The sequence below is a fragment of the Exiguobacterium sp. s121 genome (genome assembly GCF_018617245.1).
In the GTDB taxonomy this organism is placed as follows: domain Bacteria; phylum Bacillota; class Bacilli; order Exiguobacteriales; family Exiguobacteriaceae; genus Exiguobacterium; species Exiguobacterium profundum.
Map to the genome: position 1 here is coordinate 35398 of NZ_JACSJV010000005.1, position 18092 is coordinate 53489.

Here is an 18092-nt window from a genome sequence, read left to right on the forward strand (position 1 = left end):
GTCAAATCCATGCAAGCTAAAGCATCAGCTAATATGGTCCGTCTTGCTCCTCGCAAAGCACGTCTCGTTGTAGACTTAATTCGCGGGAAACAAGTCGGCGAAGCGCTCTCTGTCCTTGCTCACACGAACAAGGCAGCATCGCCAGTCGTTGAAAAAGTATTAAAATCAGCGATTGCTAACGCAGAGCACAACTACGATATGAACATTGAGAACCTCGTTGTAACAGAAGCTTACGTAAACGAAGGTCCAACACTCAAACGCTTCCGCCCACGTGCGATGGGTCGCGCAAGCCGTATTAACAAACGCACAAGCCACATCCACATCGTGGTAACTGAGAAATAAGGAGGGATATGTAGTGGGTCAAAAGGTAAATCCGCACGGTCTTCGCGTTGGTGTTATCAAAGACTGGGATTCGCGTTGGTACGCTGAGAAAGACTACGCTGATCTCCTTCATGAAGACTTCGTTATTCGTGAATACATCGAAAACAAAATGAAGGATGCTAGTGTTTCTAAAGTTGAAATCGAACGCGCTGCAAACCGCGTGAACATTTCGCTTCACACTGCGAAGCCAGGTATGGTAATCGGTAAAGGTGGTTCTGAAATCGAATCACTCCGTAAACACATTACAAAAATCGCTGACGGAAAACGCGTTCACATCAACGTTGTTGAAGTGAAAAACGCTGACGCTGTTGCGAAGCTTGTAGCAGAAAACATTGCTCGTCAATTGGAAGGTCGCGTATCATTCCGTCGTGCAATGAAACAATCTATTCAACGTTCGATGCGTACTGGCATCAAAGGGATCAAAACAGAAGTTTCTGGTCGTCTTGGTGGCGCTGATATCGCTCGTTCAGAGAAGTACTCGGAAGGAACAGTTCCACTTCACACACTCCGTGCCGACATCGACTACGGAACAGCTGAAGCTGACACAACTTACGGTAAAATCGGCGTAAAAGTTTGGTTATACCACGGTGAAGTTCTTCCAACAAAAAACAACACAGCGAAAAACGCTGAATAATAAACACTCTTTCAGGAAGGAGGCAACACACTATGTTGTTACCTAAACGCGTGAAATATCGTCGTGTACACCGTGGTAAAATGCGCGGGAACGCTAAACGCGGCACAACTGTACACTTCGGTGAGTTCGGTCTCCAAGCTCTCGAAGCGAGCTGGATTACAAACCGTCAAATCGAATCAGCACGTATTGCAATGACACGTTATATGAAACGTGGTGGTAAAGTGTGGATCAAGATCTTCCCACACAAGCCGTACACTAAAAAGCCTCTCGAAGTCCGAATGGGTTCGGGTAAAGGTGCTCCAGAAGGCTGGGTAGCTGTAGTTAAGCCTGGCAAAGTAATGTTCGAAATCGCAGGTGTATCTGAGGAAGTGGCACGTGAGGCACTTCGTCTTGCATCGCACAAACTTCCAGTAAAATGTAAGTTCGTGAAACGTGAAGAAAATGGTGGTGATACGAATGAAAGCAACTGATCTCCGTCAATCAACAACTGAAGAGCTCAACGGTAAAGTGGGCGAGTGGAAAGAAGAACTCTTTAACCTTCGCTTCCAACTTGCTACAGGTCAGCTTGAGAATCCTGCTCGTATCCGTGAAGTACGCAAGTCGATTGCGCGTGCTAAAACGATTCTTCGTGAACGCGAACTCGGCATCAACAACGGCTAATTACATCGGATTCTTGAGAGGAGGTAACACTCATGGAACGCAACAACCGTAAAGTGTTCACTGGTCGCGTCGTGTCTGACAAAATGGACAAAACGATCGTCGTCGCAGTAGAAACAAAGGTTCGTCATAAACTTTATGGCAAACGTGTAAACTACACGAAGAAATATAAAGCACACGATGAGAACAACGTCGCTAAAGTGGGCGATATCGTTCGCATCGCGGAAACACGTCCTCTTTCAAAAGACAAACGTTTCCGTCTTGTAACAGTAGTAGAAGAATCAGTAATCATCTAATAACAGTTCGGATTTATTAAACATCCGGAGGGAGGTACACTCGCATGATTCAACAAGAATCTCGCTTGAAAGTAGCAGACAACTCTGGCGCGCGTGAACTGTTGACAATTAAAGTCCTCGGTGGTTCTGGTCGTAAGACTGCAAACATCGGTGACATCATCGTCGCAACGGTAAAACAAGCAACACCAGGTGGCGTTGTTAAAAAAGGTGACGTTGTCAGAGCAGTTGTCGTTCGTACAAAACGCGGCGCTCGTCGTAAAGATGGTTCGTACATCCGTTTCGATGAGAACGCAGCAGTCATTATCAAAGATGACAAGAGCCCACGCGGCACACGGATCTTCGGGCCAGTTGCACGTGAACTTCGTGAAAAAGAATTCATGAAGATCGTTTCGTTGGCACCGGAAGTACTTTAATTTCCAATTTCAATCCTATAAGGAGGTGCGCAAACGATGCATGTTAAAAAAGGCGATACAGTCCAGGTAATGTCTGGTAAAGATAAAGGCAAGCAAGGGGTTATCCTCAAAGCTATGCCAAGCAAAAACCGCGTAGTGGTTGAAGGCGTAAACGTGATGAAAAAACACGCGAAACCTTCACAAGCGAATCCACAAGGCGGGATCCTTGAGATCGAAGCACCAATTCACGTCTCGAACGTAATGCCACTCGACCCTAAAACTGGCAAACCAACTCGTGTTGGTTTCAAAGTAGTCGATGGTAAAAAAGTTCGTGTCGCGAAATCGGGCGAATCACTCGATAAATAAGAAGAACGTGACGAAAGGAGGTCCATTCGACTATGAACCGTTTGCAAGAGAAGTATAAAAGCGACATCGTGAAAGCGATGATGGATAAATTCAACTATGACTCGGTCATGCAAGTACCGAAAGTCGAAAAGATTGTCATCAACATGGGTGTAGGTGACGCTGTTTCGAACTCGAAAGCACTTGATATGGCAGTTGAAGAATTAACAATTCTTTCAGGTCAAAAACCACTCGTAACGAAAGCGAAGAAATCAATCGCTGGTTTCAAACTTCGTGAAGGTATGCCAATCGGTGCGAAGGTTACACTTCGTGGCGAGCGCATGTACGATTTCCTCGACAAATTGGTAACTGTTTCACTTCCACGTGTACGTGACTTCCGCGGTGTATCGAAGAAAGCATTCGACGGACGCGGTAACTACACGCTTGGCGTGAAAGAGCAACTTATTTTCCCTGAGATCGATTACGATAAAGTATCTAAAGTACGCGGTATGGACATCGTTGTTGTTACAACAGCAAACACAGACGAAGAAGCACGTGAATTGCTCACACTTCTCGGTATGCCATTCCAAAAATAATCTAGAGGGAGGTCGACAACATGGCTAAAAAGTCAATGGTGAATCGCGAACTTAAACGCGAGAAACTCGTTGCCCAGTACGCTGAAAAGCGTGCGAAGTTGAAAGCTGAAGGCGATTATATCGGACTCAGCAAATTGCCACGTAACTCGTCACCTGTACGCTTGCACAACCGTTGCAGCATCACAGGTCGTCCGCATGGTTACATGGGTAAATTCGGGATCAGCCGTATCAAGTTCCGTGATCTTGCATACAAAGGTCAAATCCCTGGTGTTAAAAAAGCAAGCTGGTAATCCACTAACAGTGTGAAAGGAGGTACATCGCATGGTAATGACAGACCCTATTGCAGATATGCTTACACGTATCCGTAACGCTAACATGGTTCGCCATGAAAAAATGGAGCTTCCAGCTTCGAACATTAAACGTGAGATCGCTGAAATCCTTAAGCGTGAAGGTTTCATTCGCGATGTTGAATATATCGAGGACGCTAAACAAGGTACACTTCGTCTTTTCCTTAAATATGGAGCAAGCAACGAACGTGTAATCACTGGTCTCAAACGTATTTCGAAACCAGGTCTTCGCGTATACGCAAAAGCTGATGAAGTACCTAAAGTACTCGGAGGACTCGGGATCGCAGTTCTTTCGACATCTAAAGGTCTTATGACTGATAAAGAAGCTCGCCAACAACAAGTCGGCGGCGAAGTGCTCGCCTACATCTGGTAAGTCACTTTTCTAACAAGAACGGAGGTGTAATCAATGTCACGTATTGGTAAAAAACCAGTTACGATTCCTGCTGGCGTTACTGTAACAGTTGCTAATGACAACACGGTCACAGTAAAAGGTGCTAAAGGTGAACTTTCGCTTTCAGCTAACCCGGCATTGGAAATCAAAGTTGAAGAGAACGAATTGACGGTTGTTCGTCCAGACGAATCGAAAGAAAGCCGTACAATTCACGGTACGACACGTGCCCTTATTGCCAACATGGTACAAGGTGTGTCGAACGGATTCCAAAAAACACTTGAGATCTCGGGGGTTGGTTACCGTGCTACGAAGCAAGGTAACAAACTCGTCCTCAACCTCGGCTACTCGCACCCAATCGAGTACGTTGCTGAGGAAGGTATCGAAATCGAAGTTCCTTCAAACACGCAAATCATCGTAAAAGGGATTAACAAAGAGCGCGTCGGTCACGTTGCTGCTCAAATCCGCTCGTACCGTGCTCCAGAACCTTACAAAGGTAAAGGTGTTCGTTACTCTGATGAACGTATTCGCCGTAAAGAAGGTAAGACTGGTAAGTAATTCGTCACGAAATGAACGGAAAGGAGTGGCATAAATGATCACAAAGGCAGATAAAAATGCAGTTCGTAAAAAACGTCATGCTCGCGTACGTCGTACGATCACGGGGACAGCAGCTCGTCCACGTTTGAACGTATTCCGTTCGAGCAAGCACATTTACGTTCAACTTATCGATGACGCGGCACAAACAACGCTTGTGTCTGCATCTTCGAAAGATAAAGCTCTCGATCTTACAAATGGCGGTAACGTTGAAGCAGCGAAAGCTGTTGGTAAACTTGCTGCAGAACGTGCACTCGAGAAAGGTATCGACACAGTTGTGTTCGACCGTGGTGGATACCTCTATCATGGCCGCGTCAAAGCTGTTGCAGAAGCAGCTCGTGAAGCAGGTCTTAAATTCTAATAAAAAGGAGGGGACACTCGATGCGCCAGTTAGACGTTAACATGGAACAACTTGAAGAACGCGTTGTTACCGTAAACCGCGTCGCGAAAGTCGTAAAAGGTGGCCGCCGCTTCCGTTTTGCTGCTCTCGTAGTCGTAGGTGACAAAAATGGTCACGTCGGTTTCGGTACAGGTAAGGCACAAGAGGTGCCAGAAGCGATTCGCAAGGCTATTGAAGCCGCTAAGAAAAACATGGTACAAGTACCTATGGTTGGTACAACAATTCCACACGAAATCACAGGAGTATTCGGAGCAGGTCGTGTATTCATGAAACCAGCTTCTGAAGGTACTGGGGTTATCGCTGGTGGTCCAGTTCGTGCGGTGCTCGAACTTGCAGGTGTAGGTGACATCCTTTCGAAATCGTTAGGTTCAAACACACCGATCAACATCGTCCGTGCGACGGTACAGGGCTTGACTGAGCTCAAAAAAGCAGAGGAAGTTGCTAAACTACGTGGTAAAAGCGTAGAAGAACTTCTTAACTAAGGGAGGGAACTAGACATGGCGAAACTCGCAATCACCCTCACACGCAGCACAATTGGTCGTCCGGAAGGTCAGCGTGTTACTGTACGTACACTCGGTCTTCGCAAAATGCATCAAACGGTCGTTGTCCCAGACAACGTCGCGATGCGCGGTATGATCAATAAAGTGTCGCACCTTGTGACTGTAAAAGAAATCAACGAATAATAAAGATTTTAATAAATAAGGAGGTGCCACTATGAAACTCCATGAATTGAAGCCAACTCCAGGTTCACGTCACGAACGTAACCGTGTCGGTCGCGGTATGGCGACTGGTAACGGTAAAACTTCTGGTCGTGGACACAAAGGTCAAAAAGCTCGTTCGGGCGGTGGCGTTCGTCCAGGATTTGAAGGTGGACAAAACCCACTTTACCGTCGTCTTCCAAAACGCGGTTTCAACAACCCAACTCGTAAAGAGTACGCGGTTGTTTCCCTAGACACGCTTAACCGTTTCGAAGCAGGTACTGAAGTTACTCCAGAACTCTTAATCGAGACTGGTGTTGTCAGCTCTGCTAAAGACGGAATCAAGGTCCTTGCTAACGGCAAGCTTGAAACTAAATTGACTGTAAAAGCCAACAAGTTCTCGGGTGCAGCGAAAGAAGCAATCGAAGCAGCTGGCGGTACAGTTGAGGTGATCTGATGTTTCAGACGATCTCCAATATGTGGCGCGTGAAAGATATTCGACAGCGTATTCTCTTCACACTCGCAATCATCATCATTTTCCGCATCGGGGCTCATATCCCGGTGCCGATGGTGAATACGGATGTGTTGCGTTTTGACTCAGGAGGTCTTCTTGACTTCTTGAACTTGTTTGGAGGAAATGCTTTACAGAACTTCTCCTTGTTCGCAATGGGGATCATGCCGTACATTACGGCATCGATCGTTGTGCAACTTTTACAAATGGACGTCGTTCCAAAGTTTGCCGAATGGGCTAAACAAGGAGAGGCGGGCCGTAAAAAGTTAGCGACGGTCACGCGCTATGGGACGATCATCTTAGGCTTTGTCCAAGCGACTTCACTGTCGTTTGGATTTAACCGCCTCTACCCAGGTCTCGTCAATGAGACGTGGGGAACGGCAACTTACTTTGTGATCGCGATTGTACTCACTGCGGGTACAGCGTTCTTGATGTTCCTTGGTGAAATGACAACGGAGAAAGGTGTTGGGAATGGTATTTCCATCATTATCTTCGCCGGTATCGTCGCCGGGTTCCCAAGAATCTTCACGCAGATTTATGAAACAAAACTCCAAAACGCTGGAGATGCATTGTTCATTAATATCGTTTACTTGGTTGTATTGGCACTTGTTATTTTGGCTGTGACGGTTGGGATCATTTATGTTCAACAAGCGGCACGCAAAATTCCAATCCAATATGCAAAACGCACGGCGAACCGTACCCCAGTGGGCGGTCAGTCAACGCACTTGCCAATCAAACTAAACGCAGCAGGTGTTATCCCGGTTATCTTCGCGATTTCCTTCATGGTAACACCACCAACTGTTGCAAGCTTCATTGCTTCGCCGGAGACAACGCAAAAATTACAGACGTACTTTGACACGACGGCGCCAATCGGAATGTCGATTTACGTTGCGTTAATCATTGCGTTTGCCTACTTCTATACATTTATTCAGGTCAACCCTGAGCAAATGGCAGAAAACCTGCAGAAGCAAGGTGGTTATATTCCTGGGATTCGTCCTGGGGCGCAAACAGAACAGTACATCACGAAGTTGCTGTATCGATTGACTTTCTTCGGAGCGATCTTCTTATCGCTCGTGGCGATCATGCCGACAATCTTCATTAAGCTTGCCGGTCTTCCAACTTCCGTTCAAATCGGAGGAACGAGCTTGTTGATCGTCATCGGGGTAGCCCTCGAAACGATGAAACAAATCGAAAGTCAACTTGTAAAACGACACTATAAAGGCTTTATCCGTTAAAGCGGAAGGAAGGGTTGACCCTTCCTTCCTGTCGTGTTTACAAGCCCTTCGTGAAAATCAAAACTGGAGGCTAACCGAGATGAATCTAGTACTCATGGGCTTACCGGGTGCTGGGAAAGGGACTCAAGCGGCTAAAATCGTAGAAGAGTACCAAATCCCTCACATTTCGACAGGCGACATGTTTCGTGCGGCAATCAAAGGCGGAACGCCACTCGGTAAAGAAGCCAAGTCATTCATGGATAAAGGTGAACTCGTACCGGACGAGGTAACAATCGGAATCGTACGTGAACGCCTTAGCCAAGATGACACAGAAAAAGGTTTCTTACTCGATGGATTCCCGCGTACTGTTGCTCAAGCAGAGGCACTCGAAAGTTTGCTTAAAGATTTGGGGAAACAGATTGACCACGTCGTCAACATCGATGTGGATGCGGAAATTCTCGTCCCACGCTTGACAGGTCGTTGGATCTGCCCAACGTGTGGTGCGACATATCACGTGATCTTCAACCCACCAAAAGTGGAAGGCATCTGTGATGTGGATGGGTCGGCTCTCATGCAACGTGAAGACGATAAAGAGGAAACGGTTCGCCGTCGCCTTGACGTCAACATCGAGCAATCGAAACCACTCATTGACTTTTACGCTGAAAAAGGGTATCTTCGTACATTGGATGGAGATCGTCCAATCGATGTCGTATATGCCGATGTCAAAGCATTACTCGGTGATACTGAATGATCATCACGAAGACGCCTCGTGAAATTGCGATTATGCGTGAGGCTGGGCAAATTGTTGCTCGAACGCACCAGGTGCTCAAACAGCACATTAAACCAGGAATCACGACGCTTGAGCTCGACCGGATTGCGGAAGATTACATTCGCAGCCAAGGTGCGACGCCATCGTTCAAAGGCTATAACGGTTTTACCGGTAGTGTTTGCGCTTCGGTGAACGAAGAGCTTGTTCATGGCATTCCAGGAAAACGGGTATTGAAAGATGGAGATATTATCTCAATCGACATCGGTGCCTACTTTAATGGATACCATGGAGATTCCGCTTGGACTTATCCAGTGGGAACAATCACAGAAGAGACACAGCGGCTACTTGACGTAACCGAAGAAAGTCTGTATAAAGGATTGGAGCACGCCAAGGCTGGAGGGCGATTGACAGATATTTCGCATGCGATTCAAGCATATGTTGAATCACATGACTTTTCTGTCGTCCGCGAATACGTCGGTCATGGTGTTGGACAAAATTTGCACGAAGAACCGCAAATTCCACACTATGGTCCACCGGGGAAAGGGCCGCGCCTGAAGACTGGGATGACGTTAGCCATTGAACCAATGGTTAATGCTGGTCAACGCTATGTTCGAACACTGGCTGATAACTGGACAGTTGTCACCGTGGACGGTAGCATGTGCGCCCACTTTGAGCACACCATCGCCATCACAGACGATGGATACGAGATTTTAACGAAACTCGATTCCGGTGAATGAGGCTCTATTGTTTCATACTGATCCGTTCTGGATCCTTCTCTCACAGTAGATGGCAATAGATCGTCTGTGCTCCTAAAGATTTTCATATAGAAAGGGGAATAAATGATGGCGAAACAAGATGTCATTGAAGTGGAAGGCACTGTTGTCGAACCACTTCCGAACGCAATGTTTAAAGTGGAGTTAGAAAACGGCCACACGGTGCTCGCGCACGTCTCAGGGAAAATTCGGATGCACTACATTCGGATCCTTCCAGGTGACCGCGTAACTGTTGAGTTGTCTCCATACGACTTGACTCGCGGGCGGATTACGTACCGTTATAAGTAACTCCGATTTTTCCAGGAGGAGGGTATACTCATGAAAGTAAGACCGTCGGTAAAACCGATTTGCGAAAAATGTAAAGTTATTCGCCGTAAGGGTAAAGTAATGGTAATTTGCGAAAACCCGAAACACAAACAAAAACAAGGTTAATTTCAGAGGAGGTGCACACATGGCACGTATTGCTGGTGTAGATATTCCACGCGAAAAACGTATCGTTATTTCGCTCACATACATCTATGGTATTGGTAAAACAAAAGCACAAGAAATTTTGAAGGCTGCTAACGTATCTGAAGAGACACGCACACGCGACCTTACTGAAGATGAACTCAACCGTATCCGTGAAGCAATTGACGGAATCAAAGTTGAAGGTGACCTTCGTCGTGAAGTTTCACTTAACATCAAACGTTTGATCGAGATCGGCGCATACCGCGGTATCCGTCATCGCCGTAGTCTCCCTGTTCGCGGTCAAAACACGAAGAACAACTCGCGTACTCGTAAAGGCCCACGCCGTACAGTAGCGAACAAGAAGAAGTAAAGGAGGGAATTGAACAATGGCGAAACGTAAGCAAAACGTACGTTCTAAACGTAAAGTTAAAAAACATGTTGAAGTCGGTGTGGTACACATCCGTTCTACATTCAACAACACAATTATCACAATCACTGATACGCAAGGTAACGCGATCTCATGGGCTACTTCTGGTAACCTTGGATTTAAAGGATCACGTAAATCGACTCCGTTCGCAGCGCAAATGGCTGCTGAAACTGCAGCGAAAGTTGCAATGGACAACGGTATGCGTACAGTAGAAGTTAACGTTAAAGGTCCTGGTGCTGGACGTGAAGCGGCTATCCGTGCGCTCCAAGCTACTGGTCTCGAAGTTACTGCAATCCGTGACGTAACTCCAGTTCCGCACAACGGTTGCCGCCCTCCGAAACGTCGCCGCGTATAATCGCTTGAGCGTGTGAGGGGTTTACCTAGCACGACAGCTTATACTTTAGCAGCTCAAACTGCACGGCAGGATATACTCAAGGAGGGGTTCAGATGATCGAGATTGAAAAACCAAAGATCGAAACGGTCGAAATCAGCGAGGATGCTACGTTTGGTAAATTCGTAGTAGAACCGCTTGAACGTGGATATGGCACTACTCTCGGTAACTCACTACGTCGAATTCTATTGTCATCGCTCCCAGGTGCAGCGGTAACAGCGGTTCAAATCGATGGCGTGCTTCACGAGTTCTCTACGATTGACGGTGTTGTCGAAGACGTCACTCAAATCGTACTCAACCTCAAGAAGTTGGCACTCAAAGTGTACTCGGAAGAAGAGAAAACGCTTGAGATTAACGTTTCAAGTGCCGGTGCTGTCACTGCGGCAGACATTACCCATGATAGCGACGTTGAAATCTTGAATCCTGAGCTCCACATCGCGACTCTCGCTGACAATGCGACGCTTCGCATGCGTTTGACTGCTCGCCGTGGTCGTGGTTACGTCCAGGCAGAAGATAACAAACGTGATGATATGCCGATTGGGGTCATTCCAATCGATTCGATCTATACACCGATTCAACGCGTGAACTACGAAGTAGATAAAACACGTGTAGGTCAAGACGCTAGCTTCGATAAGCTTTTGTTAGACGTGTGGACAGATGGTTCAATTCGTCCGGAAGAAGCTGTATCATTAGGGGCTAAAATTTTGACTGAACACTTGAACATCTTCGTTGGTTTGACAGATGAGGCTCTCAACGCAGAAATTATGGTCGAGAAAGAAGAAGACCAAAAAGAAAAAGTACTCGAAATGACGATTGAAGAACTCGATCTCTCAGTTCGTTCGTACAACTGCTTGAAGCGCGCTGGCATCAACACTGTTCAAGAACTCGCAAACAAATCAGAGGAAGAGATGATGAAAGTTCGTAACCTCGGACGTAAATCACTCGAAGAAGTTCAACACAAGTTGGACGAACTCGGTTTGGGCTTGCGTAAAGAAGACTAAGTTCAACCGAAGGAGGGAAATGTAATGGCTTATTCGAAACTTGGCCGTACAAGCTCGCAACGCAAGGCGCTTTTGCGTGATCTTGCAACTGACCTAATCATCAACGAGCGCATTCAAACAACTGAACAAAAAGCGAAAGAACTTCGCCCAGTCGTTGAAAAATTGATCACTCTTGGGAAACGTGGCGATCTTCATGCCCGTCGTCAAGTAGCTTCATTCGTTCGCAAGGAGAACGCTGGAGAAAAAGACGCAATCCAAAAATTGTTCGAAGACGTGGCACCACGCTACGCTGAACGTCAAGGTGGATACACGCGCATCATGAAAGTCGGCCCACGCCGCGGTGATGGTGCAGAAGTTGTAATCATCGAACTCGTCTAATTCATTAGGCAGTCAACAGGGCATGCGGTGACGTATTGCCCTGTTTCCACATCAGAAAGGAGTCGACCCATGGAATCACAAATTATGGTACGGGATGTCGTATTTCATTACCCTGGACAGTCTGAGCCGGCGCTTAACGGCCTATCGCTCGATGTATATAAAGGGGAATGGCTTGCGATTGTCGGCCATAATGGTTCTGGCAAGTCGACACTGACGAAGTTGTGGAACGGACTTCTCATTCCTGAACAGGGGGAAGTTCGCGTCGAGACACTCGATCCGTCGAACGCCGCAGACGTGTGGGACGTTCGAACGCGAATCGGGGTCGTCTTTCAAAATCCCGACAATCAATTTGTCGGGGCGACCGTGCGCGATGATGTGGCATTTTCTCTCGAAAACATGGGACTTCCACGTCAAGAAATGGTTCGTCGAATTGATGACAGTCTAGCGCGCGTTGGATTATCGGAACTAGCGGACCGTGAACCGCATCAGTTATCCGGTGGACAAAAGCAGCGCGTTGCGATAGCTGCGGCTCTCGCAATGCGCCCGCGTGTCCTCGTGCTCGATGAAGCGACCTCCATGCTCGACCCGATTGGGCGACAAGAGGTATTACAAACGGTACGACAGCTCGTCTCGGAAGGGATGACCGTTGTCGCCATTACACACGAGCTCGACGAAGTGTTGTTTGCTGACCGTATCATTGCATTGTCGAAAGGCAAGATTGCGATGACCGGCACACCTGAAGACGTGTTTCAACATCCAGATACGCTTCGTGACATTCAACTAGATGTCCCGTTTATCGTTCGGATGCAACTCGAACTGAAGGCACGTGGCATTCCACTCGATCGTCTGATGCTACAACATTCGGAGTTGGTGAACCATCTATGCCGATACGCATTGAAGAAGTAACATATCAATACCAAATGAATACTCCGTTTGAACGAACCGCGCTGCGCGATGTGAATGTAACCATTCCGTCGGGAGCGCTTGTTGCGTTTCTTGGGCATACTGGCTCAGGGAAATCGACACTCGTTCAACATATGAACGGCTTATTGCGCCCGACTGACGGACGTGTGGTGGTCGATGATATCATTGTCACCCCGATTCGGACGCGCCGTGACAAGAAACAGAATCTTTTGCCGCTTCGGCGTCGCGTTGGGCTCGTCTTTCAATATCCAGAGCACCAATTGTTTGAAGAGACGGTCGAACGCGACGTCATGTTCGGTCCGCGCAACTTTGGCGCGACAGATGCCGAAGCGAAAGAGCGAGCCCACGAGGCCCTTCGTCTCGTCGGCTTGGATGAAACGTTATGGGACCGTTCGCCGTTTGATCTTTCAGGAGGGCAGATGCGCCGTGTCGCGATTGCAGGTGTTTTAGCGAGCCGGCCTGATGTGCTCATTGTCGATGAACCGACAGCGGGTCTCGACCCAATTGGGAGACGAGACATGCTCGCCTTATTCAAACGTTTACGAGAAGAGTTGAACCTTACGTTGATCCTTGTCTCGCATGACATGGATGATGTACTCGCCTATGCGGAGCGCGTCATCGTGATGGAGCGTGGTCAGGTGGCGTTTGATGGGGACCCGTTTGAATTGTTCCAAGACGAGGTACTGGTGCGACGTCTCCAGCTCGACATCCCGCACGTCTTACGATTCGCTCGTGACATGGCACCGGTTCTTGGAGAAACGTCCATCCCGCTCGTACGAACCGAGAGCGAGCTGGCGGATTGGGTGGCGGAACGGCTGAAAGGGGGAGCGACATGATTATCGGTCAATATATACCCGGACATTCGTGGCTTCATTCCCTTGATGCGCGTGCCAAGACGCTCTTCATTTTAGGATTCATCCCAGTTGTTTTTTTAGCTGACAACTTATGGACGAATTTATTTTTACTCGCGTTCACGTTGTTTGCGGTCAAACTGTCACAGTTATCGTGGCGCTATTTATGGAACGGTCTTCGCATGATCTTATTTTTGATCGTCTTCACGTTGATCTTACAACTGTTATTCAATCGAGACGGGACACTTCTATTCGAATTAGGACCGATTGCGATTTATTCGGAAGGAATTCGAATGGGGCTGATTGTCTCGCTTCGCTTCTTTTATCTCGTCATGTTGACGACACTCGTGACGTTAACGACGACACCGATGGAATTGACCGATTCGATTGAAGCGGGGCTACGACCATTCGAACGGATTCGTGTGCCGGCCCATGAGATTGCGTTGATGCTCTCCATCTCACTTCGTTTCCTACCGACGCTTGCGGACGAGACGGACCGGATCATGAAAGCCCAGCAGGCGCGTGGGGTCGATTTGATGAGTGGACCTTGGAAATCCCGCCTAAAAGGGGTCATCCCGCTCTTGATTCCATTGTTCATCTCCGCGTTTAAGCGTGCTGAGGACCTCGCTACGGCTATGGAAGCCCGTGGTTACCGAGGAGGAGAAGGGCGGACGAGGTTGCGTGAAATGGAATGGCAAATGCGTGACACAGCCGTATTACTCATCTTTATCGCGTTGACGCTCATTTTGTTTGGATTGAGAGGGATTGGATGAGACGAATTAAACTGATTGTCGCCTATGATGGGACACATTATGCGGGATATCAAGTGCAGCCGAATGGCAATACCATTCAAGCGGAGATTGAATCTGTCTTGGCACGTATGCATCGATATCCGGTAAAAATCGTCGCCTCAGGTCGTACAGACGCTCGCGTCCATGCGTTAGGACAGGTGATTCACTTTGACACGTCGTTAGAGATGCCCGCTGAGCGCTTCGTCAAAGCGTTAAACGCCATGCTACCAGACGATATCCTCGTTAAACAGGCGGAAGAAATAGACGATACGTTCCACGCACGTTACGGTGCGAAGCGAAAAGAGTATCGCTATTATATCCGTCAGACCGAGGATCCGTTTCGTCGGCACTATGCTGCGACCGTGACGTATAAGCTGAGCCTTGAGGCGATGCGTCAAGCGATGGAGCGGTTGATTGGGACCCACGACTTTACGTCGTTCTCTGTGACAAAGGCAGAAGTCGAAGATCGGGTCCGTACTATCTATGAAGCAGAAGTGCTCGAAATGGGAGACGAGATCATATTCCGTTTCGTTGGATCAGGTTTTCTATACAACCAAGTCCGCATCATGGTAGGGACGGTCATCGAGGTAGGGAGAGGCAAGTATCAGCCCGCAGAGATCACACAAATGCTAGAGGCGAAGGACCGCCGCGTAGCGGGGATTACCGCCCCCCCACACGGTTTGTATTTGTGGAATGTGAATTATGAAAAAGTAGATTGACATTCCCCTTATAAAATCGTATTATATTCATTGGCATTTCATTTTCAAATTTAGAGATGAACCACAATCTTAGCCCCGTAAACTAGGATTATGATAAAGCATCAAAAAATTAAGTGAACAGACATTTCTAGGAGGTATTCCACATGCGCACAACATTCATGGCTAAAGCATCTGAAGTAGAACGCAAATGGCTCCTTATCGACGCAGAAGGCAAAACACTTGGTCGTTTGACTAGTGAAGTAGCTTCACTTCTTCGCGGTAAGCACAAGCCGACTTTCACACCACACGTTGATTGCGGAGACCACGTCATCATCATCAACGCTGAGAAAATCAAATTGACTGGTAACAAATTGAATGACAAGATCTACTACCGTCATTCAGGTCATCCAGGCGGTTTGAAATCACAAACTGCAAAAGAGCTTCTCGCAAAACGTCCAGAGCGTATGCTTGAACTCGCGATCAAAGGGATGCTTCCAAAAGGATCACTCGGTCGTCAACAATTCAACAAACTCCACGTTTACGCTGGAGCTGAACACAAGCACGAAGCACAAAAACCAGAAGTTTACGAACTTCGCGGTTAATCGAGACACAGGGAGGAACTAAACGATGGCAGATGTACGTTACTACGGAACAGGCCGCCGCAAACACTCGGTGGCTCGCGTTCACCTCGTTGCAGGTGACGGTAAAGTTGTTGTAAATGGCCGCGATATCTCAGAATACTTCGGTCATGAGACTTTGATCATGATGGCTAAATCACCACTCGTATTGACTGAAACAGAAGGTAAATACGATGTAATCGTTAACGTTAACGGTGGTGGATACACTGGACAAGCTGGAGCAATTCGCCACGGCGTATCACGTGCGCTTCTTCAAGCGGACCCAGAATTCCGTCCAAGCCTCAAAGAAAAAGGCTTCTTAACTCGTGACGCTCGTATGAAAGAACGTAAAAAATACGGTCTTAAAGCAGCACGTCGCGCACCACAATTCTCGAAGCGTTAATCTTCGCGATGTGGTTCGAACTCTCCATCCTTTCGGGTGGAGAGTTTTTTGTTTGAAATAGTCGATTCCGAACCCGTCAAGAAAACGCTTTTTTTGATATACTGATATCGAAACAGTTAGAAGGGGGAAGCAATATGCTTACAGTAGAGCAAGTACGCGAGGAATTGGCGGGGCTTGTTGATCCGACGATCAACCGAACGCTTGGAGATACAGCAGGGGTAAAAGACATCCGAATCAAAGAAGACTATGTCAGTGTAAAAGTGGCACTCGGTCAAACTGGGAGCGGGGAACAGCTTCAGTTACAACAAGAAATCGTCACGTTGCTCAAGGGGAAAGGCTTTAAGACGGTCGGGCTTCGCTTTGAGGCATTGAATGATGAAAGTTTGAAAGAGGCGACGAAACCGGCAATCCTCCGTGAAAACTCAGGGACGACGTTTATCGCCATCGCTTCTGGTAAGGGTGGCGTAGGAAAATCGACAGTATCCGTCAACTTGGCTGTCGCGCTTGCGCGAGCGGGCAAAAAGGTCGGTTTGATCGATGCGGATATTTACGGCTTCAGTGTTCCAGATATGCTTGGTATTGAGGAACGACCGGTTGTTCGCGGCGAGAAGATCATTCCAGTCGAGCGTTTTGGCGTAAAAGTCATCTCAATGGGATTCTTCGTTGAAGACAATGCGCCGGTCATCTGGCGTGGACCGATGCTCGGGAAGATGTTAAATAACTTCTTCAATGACGTCGAGTGGGGCGATCTTGACTATCTCTTGCTCGACTTACCGCCGGGAACGGGGGATGTCGCGCTCGATATCCATTCGATGCTCCCATCATGTCAGGAATTGATTGTCACGACACCTCATGCGACAGCAGCATTCGTTGCGGCTCGTGCCGGAGCGATGGCAATCAAAACGAACCACAAACTATTAGGTATTATTGAAAACATGGCTTATTTCGAAAGTAAGCTAACTGGTGAAAAAGAATACGTATTCGGTTACGGTGGTGGAGAAAAGCTGTCAGAAGCATTGAAGAGTAAGCTACTTGCTCAAATCCCGCTCGGCCAACCGTACGACAATGAAGAGGACTTCGCACCTTCTGTCTATCGGGATGGACATCCGTTCGAGCATACGTATGATGAGTTGGCGCAAGCAGTCATTAAACAAATAGAAGGGTGAATCGGTGAGAGATGAAAGTACAAGGTTTTTTACGTTTGTTTTGGACAACGCTCGTATTCGGGACGTTGTTCGGGTTCCTGATGAATTTATTGGCGAACCCGGGTTATTTGGTCAGTCAGTCCTGGGAGGCAATTGTCACGGCGCTTAGTTACTCGAGTACATGGACGGGGATCAGCATGATGGGCTTCTTTGCCTATTTGATTATTCATCGGGTCGGACTCGATTTATTTAGAGGGCCACGTCTATGGAATCGCGTTCAAGTGTTACTAATCGCATTTGCGATTTTTGATGCCGTCTACTTACGGATGCTCGCATTCGGTAATGATCACATGTGGCGTTATATCGGTGAGATGCTTGTGTTACTCATTGTCGCTTGGGTCGTTGCTGCGAGTAAGGCGAAACAAACAAATAGGAGTGCTTTCATCCCGACACTTTTCTTAATGACTGTCATTACGTTAATTGAATGGATTCCAGCTCTGCAAACAACGGACGAGATTCCATTGCTCTGGCCGGCACTAGCCACATTGGTGTTTGCGAACGCTTATCAGGTATTAATGCTTCATCGCTTTCAACAGACAGGACAAGCGGTTCAAGTCGCTTCACCCGAAGTTAGAAAGAAAAAAACGAAGAAACAGATGTCGTCTAAATCATCGTAAAAAGTAAATGGTTGTGTGGATAATCCGAAGTGTTTTGGGTGATCCGCCAACCATTTTTTATTCATTTCAACAAAACAAAGAAAAATTAAAGTTTTTTTAGAAAAATAGTTGACGGTTTTTTAGGATGCTGATATATTAATAAACGTCGCTGATGTTGTTCACGAAACAAACTTCAGGAAGCGAAAAAAATAATAAAAAGTGGTTGACTTTAATAACTCAAATCGCTATTATTAAAAAGTCGCTAACACGACAACGATTGGTCTTTGAAAACTGAACGATGAGGCAAAAATAAGTTTTACAATTTTTGAATGAAGCGCAAGCTTCGTCAATTTAAGAGCTATATCAAATTC

The 18092-nt window shown here is 47.2% G+C and carries 32 protein-coding genes; all 32 read left to right on the forward strand.

Features of this window, described 5'->3' with window-relative positions; all coding sequences use genetic code 11:
• Nucleotides 1-9 precede the first annotated feature (9 nt).
• The 32 genes from rplV to KOG47_RS14250 all read left to right on the forward strand — a co-directional run bounded on the left by rplV (nt 10) and on the right by KOG47_RS14250 (nt 17742).
• Nucleotides 10-342 carry a 50S ribosomal protein L22 gene (gene rplV / locus KOG47_RS14095; protein WP_012727672.1) on the forward strand — a complete coding sequence of 111 codons (333 nt, stop codon included), beginning with the start codon at nt 10-12 and terminating at the stop codon, nt 340-342.
• 13 nt (nt 343-355) lie between these two features.
• Nucleotides 356-1015, forward strand: a complete 660-nt coding sequence (gene rpsC, locus KOG47_RS14100) for a 30S ribosomal protein S3 (protein WP_012727671.1) — start codon at nt 356-358, stop codon at nt 1013-1015.
• Nucleotides 1016-1047: 32 nt separating this feature from the next.
• Entirely contained in the window at nt 1048-1485 is a 438-nt protein-coding gene (rplP, locus tag KOG47_RS14105; protein ID WP_012727670.1) for a 50S ribosomal protein L16, read from the forward strand.
• The gene (gene rpmC, locus KOG47_RS14110) at nt 1472-1675 is read left to right on the forward strand and encodes a 50S ribosomal protein L29 (protein ID WP_012727669.1); all 204 of its coding nucleotides are present in this window, start codon (nt 1472-1474) and stop codon (nt 1673-1675) included. The genes rplP and rpmC overlap by 14 nt, the downstream gene beginning before the upstream one ends.
• A gap of 32 nt (nt 1676-1707) precedes the next feature.
• Entirely contained in the window at nt 1708-1968 is a 261-nt protein-coding gene (rpsQ, locus tag KOG47_RS14115; RefSeq protein WP_012727668.1) for a 30S ribosomal protein S17, read from the forward strand.
• A gap of 44 nt (nt 1969-2012) precedes the next feature.
• A complete protein-coding gene (gene rplN / locus KOG47_RS14120; RefSeq protein ID WP_012727667.1) occupies nt 2013-2381 on the forward strand; it encodes a 50S ribosomal protein L14 in 369 nt (122 codons plus the stop codon).
• Between the two features lie 36 nt (nt 2382-2417).
• Entirely contained in the window at nt 2418-2726 is a 309-nt protein-coding gene (gene rplX, locus KOG47_RS14125) for a 50S ribosomal protein L24 (RefSeq protein ID WP_012727666.1), read from the forward strand.
• A 32-nt stretch (nt 2727-2758) separates the two neighbouring features.
• A complete protein-coding gene (rplE, locus tag KOG47_RS14130; RefSeq protein ID WP_074035359.1) occupies nt 2759-3298 on the forward strand; it encodes a 50S ribosomal protein L5 in 540 nt (179 codons plus the stop codon).
• Between the two features lie 20 nt (nt 3299-3318).
• Nucleotides 3319-3588 (forward strand): 30S ribosomal protein S14, encoded by a 270-nt coding sequence (gene rpsN / locus KOG47_RS14135; protein WP_012727664.1) that lies wholly within the window; start codon nt 3319-3321, stop codon nt 3586-3588.
• 31 nt (nt 3589-3619) lie between these two features.
• Nucleotides 3620-4018, forward strand: a complete 399-nt coding sequence (gene rpsH / locus KOG47_RS14140) for a 30S ribosomal protein S8 (RefSeq protein ID WP_026824842.1) — start codon at nt 3620-3622, stop codon at nt 4016-4018.
• Nucleotides 4019-4051: 33 nt separating this feature from the next.
• Complete coding sequence (gene rplF / locus KOG47_RS14145) at nt 4052-4591, forward strand: 50S ribosomal protein L6 (protein WP_012727662.1); 540 nt, start codon at nt 4052-4054, stop codon at nt 4589-4591.
• Between the two features lie 34 nt (nt 4592-4625).
• On the forward strand, nt 4626-4988 hold the full coding sequence (gene rplR / locus KOG47_RS14150; RefSeq protein WP_012727661.1) for a 50S ribosomal protein L18: 363 nt from the start codon (nt 4626-4628) through the stop codon (nt 4986-4988).
• A 20-nt stretch (nt 4989-5008) separates the two neighbouring features.
• The gene (gene rpsE, locus KOG47_RS14155; RefSeq protein ID WP_012727660.1) at nt 5009-5509 is read left to right on the forward strand and encodes a 30S ribosomal protein S5; all 501 of its coding nucleotides are present in this window, start codon (nt 5009-5011) and stop codon (nt 5507-5509) included.
• 15 nt (nt 5510-5524) lie between these two features.
• Nucleotides 5525-5710, forward strand: a complete 186-nt coding sequence (gene rpmD / locus KOG47_RS14160) for a 50S ribosomal protein L30 (RefSeq protein WP_012727659.1) — start codon at nt 5525-5527, stop codon at nt 5708-5710.
• Between the two features lie 31 nt (nt 5711-5741).
• Nucleotides 5742-6182 (forward strand): 50S ribosomal protein L15, encoded by a 441-nt coding sequence (rplO, locus tag KOG47_RS14165; protein WP_012727658.1) that lies wholly within the window; start codon nt 5742-5744, stop codon nt 6180-6182.
• On the forward strand, nt 6182-7471 hold the full coding sequence (gene secY, locus KOG47_RS14170) for a preprotein translocase subunit SecY (RefSeq protein ID WP_012727657.1): 1290 nt from the start codon (nt 6182-6184) through the stop codon (nt 7469-7471). Before rplO ends, secY begins: the two co-directional genes overlap by 1 nt.
• Before the next feature lie 79 nt (nt 7472-7550).
• Nucleotides 7551-8201 (forward strand): adenylate kinase, encoded by a 651-nt coding sequence (locus KOG47_RS14175; protein ID WP_012727656.1) that lies wholly within the window; start codon nt 7551-7553, stop codon nt 8199-8201.
• Nucleotides 8198-8956: a type I methionyl aminopeptidase gene (gene map / locus KOG47_RS14180; protein WP_214738330.1), complete on the forward strand. Its 759-nt coding sequence runs from the start codon at nt 8198-8200 to the stop codon at nt 8954-8956. Before KOG47_RS14175 ends, map begins: the two co-directional genes overlap by 4 nt.
• A gap of 105 nt (nt 8957-9061) precedes the next feature.
• Nucleotides 9062-9280 carry a translation initiation factor IF-1 gene (infA, locus tag KOG47_RS14185; protein ID WP_021066622.1) on the forward strand — a complete coding sequence of 73 codons (219 nt, stop codon included), beginning with the start codon at nt 9062-9064 and terminating at the stop codon, nt 9278-9280.
• Nucleotides 9281-9310: 30 nt separating this feature from the next.
• Entirely contained in the window at nt 9311-9424 is a 114-nt protein-coding gene (gene rpmJ, locus KOG47_RS14190) for a 50S ribosomal protein L36 (RefSeq protein WP_003156543.1), read from the forward strand.
• Between the two features lie 19 nt (nt 9425-9443).
• Nucleotides 9444-9809: a 30S ribosomal protein S13 gene (gene rpsM / locus KOG47_RS14195; RefSeq protein ID WP_012727653.1), complete on the forward strand. Its 366-nt coding sequence runs from the start codon at nt 9444-9446 to the stop codon at nt 9807-9809.
• Between the two features lie 16 nt (nt 9810-9825).
• On the forward strand, nt 9826-10221 hold the full coding sequence (gene rpsK / locus KOG47_RS14200; RefSeq protein ID WP_012727652.1) for a 30S ribosomal protein S11: 396 nt from the start codon (nt 9826-9828) through the stop codon (nt 10219-10221).
• Nucleotides 10222-10313: 92 nt separating this feature from the next.
• A complete protein-coding gene (locus tag KOG47_RS14205) occupies nt 10314-11258 on the forward strand; it encodes a DNA-directed RNA polymerase subunit alpha (protein ID WP_012727651.1) in 945 nt (314 codons plus the stop codon).
• Between the two features lie 24 nt (nt 11259-11282).
• Entirely contained in the window at nt 11283-11636 is a 354-nt protein-coding gene (rplQ, locus tag KOG47_RS14210; RefSeq protein WP_012727650.1) for a 50S ribosomal protein L17, read from the forward strand.
• A gap of 69 nt (nt 11637-11705) precedes the next feature.
• Complete coding sequence (locus KOG47_RS14215; RefSeq protein ID WP_031421869.1) at nt 11706-12542, forward strand: energy-coupling factor transporter ATPase; 837 nt, start codon at nt 11706-11708, stop codon at nt 12540-12542.
• Nucleotides 12518-13396, forward strand: a complete 879-nt coding sequence (locus KOG47_RS14220; protein WP_078147865.1) for an energy-coupling factor transporter ATPase — start codon at nt 12518-12520, stop codon at nt 13394-13396. Before KOG47_RS14215 ends, KOG47_RS14220 begins: the two co-directional genes overlap by 25 nt.
• Nucleotides 13393-14184 (forward strand): energy-coupling factor transporter transmembrane component T family protein, encoded by a 792-nt coding sequence (locus KOG47_RS14225; protein WP_074035364.1) that lies wholly within the window; start codon nt 13393-13395, stop codon nt 14182-14184. The genes KOG47_RS14220 and KOG47_RS14225 overlap by 4 nt, the downstream gene beginning before the upstream one ends.
• The gene (truA, locus tag KOG47_RS14230) at nt 14181-14921 is read left to right on the forward strand and encodes a tRNA pseudouridine(38-40) synthase TruA (protein WP_215244434.1); all 741 of its coding nucleotides are present in this window, start codon (nt 14181-14183) and stop codon (nt 14919-14921) included. Before KOG47_RS14225 ends, truA begins: the two co-directional genes overlap by 4 nt.
• A 143-nt stretch (nt 14922-15064) precedes the next feature.
• A complete protein-coding gene (rplM, locus tag KOG47_RS14235; RefSeq protein WP_012727645.1) occupies nt 15065-15502 on the forward strand; it encodes a 50S ribosomal protein L13 in 438 nt (145 codons plus the stop codon).
• A 25-nt stretch (nt 15503-15527) separates the two neighbouring features.
• The gene (gene rpsI / locus KOG47_RS14240; RefSeq protein ID WP_012727644.1) at nt 15528-15920 is read left to right on the forward strand and encodes a 30S ribosomal protein S9; all 393 of its coding nucleotides are present in this window, start codon (nt 15528-15530) and stop codon (nt 15918-15920) included.
• Nucleotides 15921-16054: 134 nt separating this feature from the next.
• On the forward strand, nt 16055-17086 hold the full coding sequence (locus KOG47_RS14245) for a P-loop NTPase (protein ID WP_026824853.1): 1032 nt from the start codon (nt 16055-16057) through the stop codon (nt 17084-17086).
• 11 nt (nt 17087-17097) lie between these two features.
• Complete coding sequence (locus tag KOG47_RS14250; RefSeq protein WP_074035368.1) at nt 17098-17742, forward strand: KinB-signaling pathway activation protein; 645 nt, start codon at nt 17098-17100, stop codon at nt 17740-17742.
• Nucleotides 17743-18092: the final 350 nt, after the last annotated feature.